An 11,616-nucleotide genomic window follows, 5' to 3' on the forward strand; every position below is an offset into this window, starting at 1 on the left:
GGACGTGCGGAGTTTCGAAACGGACGGGAACAAACCGGACCCGTCTTCCCGATCGCGCCGTTTGTTGCCAGTATGACCGGCAACATGAACACGAAGGTCCGATCAATGATGCTGCATGGACGACTGATACTGCTCGCGGCGCTCATCGGGTGCGCAACCCTGATCCCGGCTGCCAACGCTCAGGTCGCGGACCTGCCGCCGCGCGAGCCGAGCCCGCTTTCCGTGCGGCAGATCCACAGCGGCCACAGCCTGACGGATACGTATATGAGCCACCCCTGGCCGGGCCGCCTCGTCCTGGCGACCAGGGCCACCCCGGGCGGCGAAGACGCCCAGGACACGATCGCAACGTCCACGATTCCCGGCGCGCCCCTGCACTGGCGATGGAGGCATGAACCCGGTCACGGAAAACCGGATGCCCGCTCGGACATCGGGGATTACGAGCTTCTGGTCACGACCGAGGCCGTTCCCCTGAGCCCGAGCCCGGAGGACTTCGCGGCGAACACGCTCGACCAGATCGAGAAATGGGTCCGGAACACGTGGGAACACGGCAACCGGGGGCGCGGCGCCGAATTCATGCTCTACAGCACCTGGGTGCATTGGCCGACGCCCGAGGAAGGGGCCGCGGCAGCCGGAGGCGGATTGCCGTTCCGCCGGCAACTCGAGCGCGAGGGGAAGAAATGGGAACGGATGCAGGACCACGCGAACGCCGTGCGCCCGGCCGGCATGCCGCCGGTCTACATGATCCCGGGCCACAGGCTCATGATGCGCATCCACGACGACATCCGGACCGGGCGCGCACCGGACCTCGATCACATCAGCGACATCTTCGCGGACGACATCCATCCCAACGACATGGGGCGGTACGCGGTGACATGTCTCGTCTACGCCGTGATCTACCAACGCGACCCGCGGAGCCTGCCGGACAAGCTGGCCGATCCCGAGGATACCCTGAGCACGGCGCAGGCCCGGTATTTCAAGGAAACCGCGTGGGAGGTCGCGAGAAACTACGACCGCGCGGGATTGCGATGATGGAACGCAGCCCGATCCGGGCGCCGGGCGGTTCTGCCACCTCGCGCGCACGCTGACGGACAACCGCGTCAACATCGCCAGCGCGGTGAAAAAACGGTCGACACCATCCAAGTCAAGGCCGAACCCGGGCCGAACCCGATCCCCGAGGCCAAGCGCGCCGCGCGCCATGGCCGGGACGAGTGCGCATGCAAGCCGGGCGAAGCGCTGCCTGTCGCCGCGTTGCGGACGCATAGCCGGTCCTGACGGCGAGACGGCCCGGTATCATCACTGCCACCGAACGATATCGAGACGGAGCGGAACCTACTTGAACAGGTCGCGTTGCATCAGCAGCCGTGCATGAGCCAAATCGGCCCACCATGCGGAGTTTCGCTGACATGGCAATATTCGGGTCAGAGGCCTACTCCATGCAACATGTGTGCACGCTCACCAAGTGCCTCTCCGTTGCAATAGGCCACAAGCTCATCCTCGCTCATTCTCACGCCGGCCCCGAGAAACGCCGATGCGAATGCGGGCCATCGCTCCTGTTCCAGGTAGACCTGCCGGCGACCGAATTCATTGAAGGCTTCGCAGGCATCCAGAGATATTTGTTTCGGTCGGTTTGTGAGGAGCGGCTCAACGAGCCCGCCCGCGATCATGGCGACCAGTGCCTTCTGACTCTCTTCCGGGTCGGCTCCATGATTTTTCGCCTGCTCAATCACTTCGCCTACGGTTGTTGGTCCGTCGGACACCGCTTCGGCCACGATATTTCCGAGTTCCCCGGCAACCGGAATGTTTCCGCGTGGTGTGCGTATCGTGAGGGGGACGGATAGATCTTTCAATTTCGCAATACCCAGGTTCCTAAAATTCTCGACGCCCGTTTCCGCGTTGACGATCGGCGCGCCACGCGAAAAAACGTCCATTCGAAAAGATTGATTGAGCGCGAAATCCCTGAAAGTTTCGCCCAGTCCTGCGTTTGACGCCTTGTCGAGGTAAACCTGAAGTTCGTTCGAGAAACACAGGCTATCGAAGTTCTCGATAAGCCGCGCCGAGCCAAGATAGTCGAGACAGTAAGGCAGTTCCGTTTTCGCCAAACGGTCATGCCACAAAGCCGCCGCGTGACGCGGGCGGAATTCATGTTCCAAATACGATTGCGGTTTGTCAGCGAGCCTGTCGAGCCAGAGTGCGGCAGCCGAATTGTCGCGAAAGAATCCGGCTTGCTCCTGTCTGAGAAGACCCAAGTAGTCGAGGGCCGCTTTCGTTGGCGGCTCCGTTGCAAATGAACCCGGACTTTCAGCCAACTGTTGGACCAGATGCCTTGCAGGTTCAAAGGCTGCCCACCCGGGCATTGAATTATAGCTCATATACACAAGGCCACCGGTTCGGAGGTGACGTTGCAGGATTTCATAAATATTTTCACGGGTCACGGTATCGACCCATGACAGCACACCGTGACACACAATAAAATCGAACGTCCCAAGTTCGCCCGAAGACGTTTCCACCACATCCTGGAAGCTCGCCTCGATATAATTCGCATTCGGGAGACCGATTGATTTCGCACGGTCCACCGCCTTCAGAACGTGGTCCGGAATGAGATCAATGCCGACGAACTCGCTTTCGGGATAAACCGCGGCCAGCAAAGACGTGGTGAAGCCGCTGCCACATCCGAGGTCAAGAAAGCGGAATGGCTGTTCTAAGCACAGTGGCCGCCGGTTTCGCAGCACCGATAAGCATCTCAGATGCGCCGGTGCAACAGCGGGATAGTAATGGAGCGGAAATTCGCGTTCGGTAAAATAACCATCGGGATCACCAGACATCTTCGCAGTCAGACGAAGAAGGGGTCAAAGTCGGGTGCCAAATTGTTAATTCCCGTCTCGAAATCAAGCGGAATACCACCGGCGTCCGGGTCGCTTATCTTGTGAAAATCCTCAAATATTCCATCAATCTTGAGAAACGCATCATCGGTACCACTAGCTTGGTCTTCGGATGCATCCGGGGGCAGGTAGAATTTCATGAAATCAATTTTCACGAAATCCTCGTCGCTTCCATTGCTTTCGGGTGGCGTGAAGATGAAATCATCTCCGGATTCAGCAAACACATACTTCATGAAGATTTCGGGCGGCAGCTCATCCAGATATGGCGAAGATTTATCATAAATCTCGGGTGTAGTCCCATCAAACAATTTTACACCGACAATATCGGTACCATCCAGAATTTCTTCGACTGGATCAGCAGTCCATTTTCCGGACAAATTGCTCCAGTCCGTTCCGGGTACATTACTCCAGTCCGTTCCGGGTACAGGCGACCAATCCCAATTAATCTTTCTAAACGCATCACCGTTGCTCTCGGTCGGCCCAAGCACGGGCATGACGGGCTCAGTTACCGGGCCGTCCGGGGGAATTTGGTCGATGACTTCCTTTAGGAAAAAATCGTCGTTTCTCGCAATAAATTCTGTTTTTGTTGCTACTGAAAACGAGTCTGGCAGAGGTGCCCCGAGAACGGACTGAGGGTCGTCGACGATTGTCGCTGCATCAGCACGGTATCTTGTAGACATAATATATTCTCCCCATTCATTATTGTAACAAATGACCGGGGGGTGTCTCAAACGCGGAATCAGCCCGCATTCCAGGTACTTGATCCACGGTCGCATGCAAGGGCCGGCGTGTATTCCGCGGCGTCGGAGTCATATTGGCGCCGGTGTTGAGGGGGTCCCGAGCGCGGCGGAAAAGCCGAAATCGCAACATGGGTTCAACGCTTCGCAACGCTCTCCCATAGGCCGGGCTACCCTGTCCGGCGGCGCGCATCAGCCGGCGCACGACCGCCTTGGTGAAACGGCTCTGGCTGTTGATGACCACGCTTCGGTTGGGCAGCGCATCGTCCGGACCGGGTTTTGCGCAACTGGATAGACGGCTGTGGTTTCCGGTTTTGCAAGGTCGGCTTCTGCACATTCCCGCCATCCACGACCCGCCCAACACGGTCGGACTCGGCCACCCAGCCGCACCTGCCCGCGCGCCCGGTCAACCCCGCCGCGGGGCGGGCGGGGGCACCGACGTGATACCGACGGTGTGCCGACGCGGGACCGGGCGAAGGTTTCGCCGCCGTCTCCGCGGCCTGACCGTGATTCGCCGCCCGGCGCGGCGCGGGCGCGGGCCGGTGCCCTTCCCCCCCGCGCGCCGATCCGCTAAGCGGGGGGCGATCCGCCCCGGGAGGTGCGCCCATGAAACCCGTCCGCCTGCTTTCGGGCGTGCTGACCGTCAGCGCCTGGACCCTGATGAGCCGGGTCCTGGGCTTCGTGCGCGACGTGCTGATCGCGGGCTTCCTCGGGCCCGGGGTGGCGATGGACGCCTTCGTCGCCGCCTTCCGCCTGCCCAACATGTTCCGGCGCTTCTTCGCCGAGGGCGCGTTCAACGCGGCCTTCGTGCCCATGTTCTCCAAGCGCCTGGAATCGCGGGACGATCCCGAGGGCTTCGCGGCGCTGGCGCTGTCGGGGCTGGGGCTTGTGCTGCTGGTGCTGTCGGGGCTGGCGATGGTGTTCATGCCCGCGCTGGTCTGGGCCACGGCCGAGGGCTTCGCCGGCGGGCCGCGCTTCGGGCTGACGGTGGATTACGGGCGGATCGTGTTCCCCTACATCCTGTTCATCTCGCTCGCGGCGCTGTTCTCGGGCGTGCTGAACGCCACCGGCCGCTTCGCCGCCGCGGCCGCCGCGCCGGTGCTGCTGAATGTCATGCTGGTCGCCGCCATGAGCGTCGCCGCCTGGATGGGCGGCGCGGTGGCGCGCGTCCTGGTCTGGACGATCCCCGTGGCCGGGGTGGCGCAGCTGGCGCTGGTCTGGATGGCGACGCGCCGGGCGGGCCTGCATATCGTGCCCGTGCGGCCCCGATGGACGCCCGAGATGGCACATCTCGTGCGCGTGGCCGTGCCGGCGGCGCTGGCGGGGGGCGTGATGCAGGTCAACCTTCTGGTGGGCCAGCAGGTGGCGTCGAACTTCGACAAGGCGGTCAGCTGGCTCTACGCCGCCGACCGGCTCTACCAGCTGCCGCTGGGCGTGGTGGGCATCGCCGTGGGCATCGTGCTGCTGCCCGACCTGTCGCGCCGCCTGAAGGCCGAGGACGACGCCGGCGCGCGCGAGGCATTCTCGCGCGCCGGTGAGATTTCGCTGGCGCTGACGGTGCCCGCGGCCGTGGCGCTGGTGGTGGTACCGCTGCCGCTGGTGTCGGTCCTGTTCGAGCGCGGGGCCTTCGGGGCCGACGACACCGCCGCGACGGCGCTGGCGGTGGCCGTCTACGGGCTGGGGCTGCCGGCCTTCGTGCTGCAGAAGATCCTCCAGCCCCTGTTCTTCGCGCGCGAGGACACGCGCAGCCCTTTCCGCTACGCGCTGGTGGCGATGGTGGTGAACGCCGTTGTCGCCATCGGGCTGTCGTTCTTCATCGGCTGGATCGCCGCGGCCATCGGCACGACGCTGGCGGGCTGGGCGATGGTCGTGGCGCTGGCCCGCGGCGCGCGGCCGATGGGTGATGTCGCCCGGTTCGACGCCCGGTTCCGCGCGCGGATCTGGCGCATCCTGATCGCCTCGGCCGTGATGGGCGCGGTGCTGTGGGGCGCGATGGTGCTGCTCACCCCGATGTTCGCGCTGCCCGGCTGGCGCTGGGGGGCGCTGATTGCGCTGGTGGGCGCGGGCCTCGTCAGCTATTTCGGCACGGGCCAGGTGATCGGCGCCTTCCGCCTGCACGAATTCCGCGCTGCGCTGCGGCGCTGATCCGTGCGCGCTCAGCGATGGCGGATCATGGCGCGCATCCGCTGCCAGCCGCCCGGGCTGACGAAGAAGGACAGCGCGAAGCCCGCGGCGAAGCCGGCGACATCCGCCACCCAGTCGCGGCTGCCGCCGAAGATCAGCCCGAACACCAGCTGGATGCCCAGAAGCACCGCGATCAGCGTGAAGGCGCGCGATTGCTGGGCGCCCATCTGCCCCAGCCGCTGCCACAGGATGTAGGTGAACCCGCCGATCAGCCCGTAAACCCCGGGGAACGCCCCGATGAGCCACGGCTGCCCGGCGGCCACGAACCCGTAGACGACCGCCCCGACCACCGTGGACACCACGAAGACCGACAGCGTGGCCAACTGGCTGAAGACCTCGCCCACGAACTTGCCCAGCGCCAGCAGCAGGACCCCGGCAAAGATCGCGTGGGTGAAGGTGCCGTGCACGAAGGCGTAGCTGACGAAGCGGATGACATGCTCGGCCGGGTAGACGCCGTTCACCAGCATCCAGTCCATCACGTCCGCGTTGAACCCGAAGGCCTGGATCGCGCCCTGGCGCCAGCCCACGGCCTCGGGGCCGCCGACAATGCCGCGGGACCCCAGCATGAAGGCCGTCTCGATCCCCATGATGACGAGGAAGAGCGCGGCGATGACGGGGGGCAGCGGGTTGACCGGGTGCTGGGGCTCGGGCGGTGTCATCGGGTCTTCGGGGCCTTTGCTTGACGGGGCATCGGCCCATGGGTAAGCGAGGCCGACGGATAAATCCAGACGGAGATCGATCATGACGGAAGGGGCCCAGACGCCCCGCGCGGCCGATGGCTTCACGCCGCGCGTCTTTTCGGGGATCCAGCCCTCGGGCAACCTGCACCTGGGCAACTACCTGGGCGCGCTCAAGCGGTTCGCGGAACCGCTGGATGCGGGGGTGGAGGCGCTCTACTGCATGGTGGACCTGCACGCGATCACGGTCTGGCAAGAACCCGACGCGCTGCGCCACGCCACGCGCGAACTGGCGGCGGGCTTCATCGCCTCGGGCCTCGACCCGGAGCGGGCGATCCTGTTCAACCAGAGCCAGGTGGCCGAGCACGCGCAGCTGGCGTGGATCTTCAACTGCGTGGCGCGCATGGGCTGGATGAAGCGGATGACGCAGTTCAAGGACAAGGCCGGCAAGAACGCCGAGCAGGCCAGCCTCGGGCTTTTCGGCTACCCGGCGCTGATGGCGGCCGACATCCTCGTGTACCACGCCACGCAGGTGCCCGTGGGCGAGGACCAGAAGCAGCACCTGGAGTTAACCCGCAACATCGCCGCCAAGTTCAACCACGACTACGGTATCGAGTTCTTCCCCGACACCGAGCCCGTGATCGAGGGCGCGGCGACACGGGTGATGAGCCTGCGCGACGGCGAGAAGAAGATGTCGAAATCCGACCCCTCGGACATGAGCCGTATCAACCTGACCGACGACGCCGACACCATCGCCAAGAAGATCCGCAAGGCCAAGACCGACCCCGAGCCGCTGCCGGAGACGGCCGAAGGCCTGGAGACGCGGCCGGAAGCGCGCAACCTCGTCAACATCTATGCCGCGCTGGCCGACAAGAGCGTCGAACAGGTCATGGCCGAAGCGGGGGGCAAGCCGTTTTCCGAGTTCAAGCCGATGCTGGCCGACCTCGCAGTCGAGCGCATCGCCCCCATCTCTGCCGAGATGGGCCGGCTGATGGAGGACCCCGCCGAGATCGATCGCCTTCTCGCCCGCGGCGCCGAGCGCGCCCGCGCCATCGCGCATCCGATCCTGCAACGCACCTACGAGATCGTCGGCATGGTCGGCGCCCGCCCCTGACCCGTTGCATCGGTGCGCGCGCGCCCCGATAGTCGACGGACAGGAGGGCGACATGCGCAAGATCCAGGCACAGGGCGTGCACCACATAACGCTGACCGGCGCCGACCGGCAGACCTCGATCGATTTCTGGGAGGGCATGCTGGGCATGCCCTTCGTCTTCGAGCAGCCCAACCTCGACGACCCGGACGAAGGGCACCTGTACTTCGATCCCGGCGACGGGCGGCTGATCACGGTGTTCACCAACGAGGCGCGCGCGCCGGTGCACCGCCGCACGCCGGCCGACCCGGGCTGCGTGCATCACCTGGCCTTCGCGGTCAGCCGCGCCAGCTTCGCGCAGGTGGCCGAACGGTTGAACGAGCGCAACATCGCGCATTCCGGGCCGAAGGACCGCGGGTTCATGGACTCGATCTATTTCCGTGACCCGCTCGGCCTGCTCATCGAACTGGCCTGCTACCGGTTCGAGCCGCCGACCGGTTGCAGCCACGCCGATGTGCTGATGGAGGCACACCGGCTGCGTGCGGAACGCGGCGATCACGCCATAGCCGAGGTTCACCTGGCCGATGCCATAGAGCGGCTGGTCTCGGCGCGGCGGCCGAGCCTGTCGTCGGACCGGACCGCCAAGCCCCCCCGCTGACGGTCCCGCTGTGCAACGGCGCACAGGCGGCCGCGCATGCGCCGGGATTGCGCGAACGCGGGCGCGTGCCCATCATGCCGGCGCAACAAACGCACGGTGACCACCATGACCGCCCCGGTTCATCCCGAAACCCGCATCGGACACATTCACCTGAAAGTCGCGGACCTCGACCGCGCGGTCGGCTTCTATGCCGGTGTTCTCGGTTTCGAGGTGCAACAATACTTCGGGGATTCGGCGGCCTTCCTTTCGGCCGGCGGCTATCACCATCACATCGCGCTGAACACCTGGCACAGCAAGGGCGGGCCGCCCGCGCCCAAGCATCGCGCGGGGCTGTTTCACGCCGCGATCCTCTACCCCGACCGCACGCAACTGGCCGACGCGGTCGCGCGGGTGGTTGCTGCCGGGATCCCGATCGAGGGCGCGGCCGACCACGGGGTGAGCGAGGCCGTCTACCTTTCTGATCCGGATGGCAACGGGATCGAACTCTGCCGCGACCGGCCGCGCGAAGACTGGCCGCGCGATCCAGGGGGCGCGCTTGCCATGGTCAACGCGCCGCTCGACGTGCAGGCGCTGCTGAACGAGGCCCCCGACAGGTAAGCACGGACGCCGGTTACCGTTGCCGCGTCACGGCTTCGGCGTCCGGCCGGCGCGCCGCGCGGTCGCGCTTGGCGGCCAGAACCTCCTTGCGCGGCCGCCAGGCATATCGGGTGTCGTCGCGCGTCGGCACCCAGTGCAGCACGCCGCCCTTTCGCCAGGGGTCCAGCACGATGCCGTCGAACATCGTGTCGCCGCGCCGGCTGACGATGACGGTGGAATGATCGATGCGGAACGGGTTGTCGGCGTTAGCGATGGCCCGGTGCAGTTCCAGCGTGCGGAATCGCTCCTGCGCCAGCCGCGCCTGCATGTCGTGCGCCCAGTGCCAGCACAGTCCGCGCGGGCGCAGACCCATGTTGACCTTCGCGTTGTGCACGAGCGGGGGATCGGTGATCCGGTATTCCTCGGCCAGCCGGTCGGTGTGGGCATAGGCGACGCGGGCGGCGCGCGCGGCCTCCTGCGGGTCGACGTCCTTGCCCAGCGCGCGGATCCCGGTCGCCAGCGCCGCCACTTCCGTGCGCTCCGTGGCCGGCGGCGCACCGGCGCATCCGGTCAACGCCAGCGATGCCGCCAGCACCACAATGCACATGACCCTACGGACGAGTCCCAAGGCCGTCGGCCCCTTTTGCTGCCCCTTGTGATCGAAAGCTACCCGGCGCCTTCGACGATGTCGAGATGCCCAACCGGTGACCCACTGGACCCCGGCGCCACGCGGCCCTAGGCTGCGTCGCAAACGGGGCGAAGGAGGAGGCGCAGCAATGGCCACGGGCACCAATATCCGCACCTATTTCGACGGCCACTGGCACGACGGCGACGTCATGGTCATGCGGGCGGCCGACCACGGGGCTTGGCTGGGCAGCAGCGTGTTCGACGGCGCGCGCTACGTCGACGGGCTGGCGCCGGACCTCGACAAGCACTGCGCGCGGGTCAACGCATCGGCGCGGGCGCTGATGATCACCCCGACCGTGACCACGGACGAGATGGTCGGGATCATCAACGAGGGGCTGGGCGCCTACCCGAAGGACGCGGCGATCTACATTCGCCCGATGTACTGGGCGATCGAGGGCGGCCACCTCGCCGTGGTGCCCAAGGAGGACGGCGCGACGGGATTCGCGATCAGCCTCGAGGAGGTGCCGATGGCCCCGCCCGAGGCCACGACAACCCTGACGCGCACGCGGTTCCGCCGGCCGGTGCTCGAGGACGCGGTCGTGAACGCGAAGGCGGGGTGCCTTTATCCCAACAACGCGCGCATGCTGGCCGAGGCGCGGTCCAAGGGCTTCGGCAACGCGCTGGTCGCCGACGCGCTGGGCAACGTGGCCGAAACGGCGACCGCCAACGTCTTCGCGGTCCGCGACGGCGAGGTGTTCACGCCCATTCCCAACGGCACCTTCCTGTCCGGCATCACCCGGGCGCGGCACATCGACAACATGCGCGCCGAGGGCATGACCGTGCACGAGACGGTGATGAGTTTCGAGGATTTCCACGCCGCCGACGAGGTCTTCCTGTCGGGCAACCTGATGAAGGTCACGCCGGTCACGGCGTTCGACGACACCAGCTACCAGGTCGGCCCGGTGACGCGGCAGGTGCGCGACATGTACTGGGACTGGGCGAAAAGCGCGAGATGAGCGCGCAGCTTGCCCGGCGGGCCGATTGGCGGCATCATGTGCCGGGCGAGGAGTGATCCGACATGCGCAAGTTTCTTGTTGTCCTGGACGACAGCCGCGAATGCCTCAACGCGATGCGGTTCGCGGCGATGCGCGCGGCGCACACCTCGGCGGGTGTCGAGATCCTGTCGGTCATTCCGCCCGAGGAGTTCAACCACTGGATCGGCGTGGGCGAGGTCATGCGCGAGGAGGCGCGCGAACGCATCCACGCGCATTACGAGGTGTTCGCCAAGTGGATGCGCGACAAGCAGGGCGTGGACCCCGAACTGGTGATCCGCGAGGGCGAACCGGTCAACGAGATCATCGCGCAGGTGCAGGACGACCCGGAAATCGGCGTTCTCGTCCTCGGGGCGGGCACCGGCAAGAAGGGGCCCGGCCCGCTGGTCACACAGCTGACCAGGAACGCCGGCACGATGCCGATCCCGATCACGATCGTGCCCGGCGACCTGACCAAGGAACGACTGGAAGCGATCACCTGACCGCGCCCGATTTTTAGAACGGTTCTAAACCTTGACTTCGTCCACCGGGGTCCGCATATCTTGGCAAGCCCGACGAAAGGTGCACCTGAAATGTTCATCCAGACCGAATCGACGCCGAATCCCGCCACCCTGAAGTTCCTGCCTGGGCAGACCGTTCTGGAGGCCGGCACCGCCGACTTTCCTTCGCCTGACGCCGCCGACAAGTCCCCGCTGGCCAAGCGAATCTTCGGGGTCGATGGCGTCACGGGCGTGTTCTTCGGCAATGACTTCGTGACCGTGACCAAGGCCGAGGACATCGAGTGGGATCACATCAAGCCCGCCATCCTCGGCGCGATCATGGAGCATTACCAGACCGGTGAGCCGGTGATCGCCGGCGAGGGCGCCGAACCGGCCGGCCATGCCGAGCACCACGGCGAGGACGCCGAGATCGTGGGCCAGATCAAGGAATTGCTGGACACCCGCGTGCGCCCCGCCGTGGCGCAGGACGGCGGCGACATCACCTTCCACGGCTTCGAACGCGGCGTCGTCTACCTGCACATGCAGGGCGCCTGCGCGGGTTGCCCGTCCTCGACCATCACGCTGAAGATGGGCATCGAGAACCTGCTGCGCCACTACATTCCCGAAGTGACCGAGGTGCGCCCGATCGGCATCTGA

General features: G+C 65.6%; 12 protein-coding genes. 8 read left to right on the forward strand and 4 right to left on the reverse strand.

Annotated elements, in window-relative coordinates; translation table 11 throughout:
• Positions 1-108 precede the first annotated feature (108 nt).
• Positions 109-1,029 (forward strand): hypothetical protein, encoded by a 921-nt coding sequence (locus tag CEF10_RS08235; RefSeq protein ID WP_157932978.1) that lies wholly within the window; start codon positions 109-111, stop codon positions 1,027-1,029.
• Positions 1,030-1,418: 389 nt separating this feature from the next.
• On the opposite strand, the gene CEF10_RS08240 is transcribed toward CEF10_RS08235, so the two are convergent.
• The gene (locus CEF10_RS08240) at positions 1,419-2,822 is read right to left on the reverse strand and encodes a class I SAM-dependent methyltransferase (protein WP_101067668.1); all 1,404 of its coding nucleotides are present in this window, start codon (positions 2,820-2,822) and stop codon (positions 1,419-1,421) included.
• Between the two features lie 8 nt (positions 2,823-2,830).
• Complete coding sequence (locus tag CEF10_RS16860; protein WP_157932979.1) at positions 2,831-3,559, reverse strand: hypothetical protein; 729 nt, start codon at positions 3,557-3,559, stop codon at positions 2,831-2,833.
• Between the two features lie 663 nt (positions 3,560-4,222).
• On the opposite strand from CEF10_RS16860, the gene murJ reads away from it, so the two are divergent.
• Complete coding sequence (gene murJ, locus CEF10_RS08250; RefSeq protein WP_101067670.1) at positions 4,223-5,761, forward strand: murein biosynthesis integral membrane protein MurJ; 1,539 nt, start codon at positions 4,223-4,225, stop codon at positions 5,759-5,761.
• Between the two features lie 11 nt (positions 5,762-5,772).
• Here the strand turns inward: murJ and CEF10_RS08255 are convergent, their stop codons facing one another.
• Positions 5,773-6,459, reverse strand: a complete 687-nt coding sequence (locus CEF10_RS08255; RefSeq protein WP_101067671.1) for a rhomboid family intramembrane serine protease — start codon at positions 6,457-6,459, stop codon at positions 5,773-5,775.
• Between the two features lie 82 nt (positions 6,460-6,541).
• Between CEF10_RS08255 and trpS the strand changes: the two genes are divergently transcribed.
• The 3 genes from trpS to CEF10_RS08270 all read left to right on the forward strand — a co-directional run bounded on the left by trpS (position 6,542) and on the right by CEF10_RS08270 (position 8,822).
• Positions 6,542-7,591 (forward strand): tryptophan--tRNA ligase, encoded by a 1,050-nt coding sequence (gene trpS, locus CEF10_RS08260; protein ID WP_101067672.1) that lies wholly within the window; start codon positions 6,542-6,544, stop codon positions 7,589-7,591.
• A 52-nt stretch (positions 7,592-7,643) separates the two neighbouring features.
• The gene (locus CEF10_RS08265; RefSeq protein WP_101067673.1) at positions 7,644-8,225 is read left to right on the forward strand and encodes a VOC family protein; all 582 of its coding nucleotides are present in this window, start codon (positions 7,644-7,646) and stop codon (positions 8,223-8,225) included.
• 105 nt (positions 8,226-8,330) lie between these two features.
• A complete protein-coding gene (locus CEF10_RS08270; protein WP_101067674.1) occupies positions 8,331-8,822 on the forward strand; it encodes a VOC family protein in 492 nt (163 codons plus the stop codon).
• A 13-nt stretch (positions 8,823-8,835) separates the two neighbouring features.
• Here the strand turns inward: CEF10_RS08270 and CEF10_RS08275 are convergent, their stop codons facing one another.
• Positions 8,836-9,396: a hypothetical protein gene (locus CEF10_RS08275; RefSeq protein WP_408638437.1), complete on the reverse strand. Its 561-nt coding sequence runs from the start codon at positions 9,394-9,396 to the stop codon at positions 8,836-8,838.
• Positions 9,397-9,577: 181 nt separating this feature from the next.
• Between CEF10_RS08275 and CEF10_RS08280 the strand changes: the two genes are divergently transcribed.
• From CEF10_RS08280 to CEF10_RS08290, 3 genes are all read left to right on the forward strand, one after another.
• Positions 9,578-10,444: a branched-chain amino acid aminotransferase gene (locus tag CEF10_RS08280; RefSeq protein WP_101067676.1), complete on the forward strand. Its 867-nt coding sequence runs from the start codon at positions 9,578-9,580 to the stop codon at positions 10,442-10,444.
• Between the two features lie 62 nt (positions 10,445-10,506).
• Positions 10,507-10,962, forward strand: a complete 456-nt coding sequence (locus tag CEF10_RS08285) for a universal stress protein (protein WP_101067677.1) — start codon at positions 10,507-10,509, stop codon at positions 10,960-10,962.
• Positions 10,963-11,052: 90 nt separating this feature from the next.
• Entirely contained in the window at positions 11,053-11,616 is a 564-nt protein-coding gene (locus CEF10_RS08290; protein WP_101067678.1) for a NifU family protein, read from the forward strand.

The organism is Roseovarius salinarum (genome assembly GCF_002834145.1).
GTDB lineage: Bacteria > Pseudomonadota > Alphaproteobacteria > Rhodobacterales > Rhodobacteraceae > Roseovarius > Roseovarius salinarum.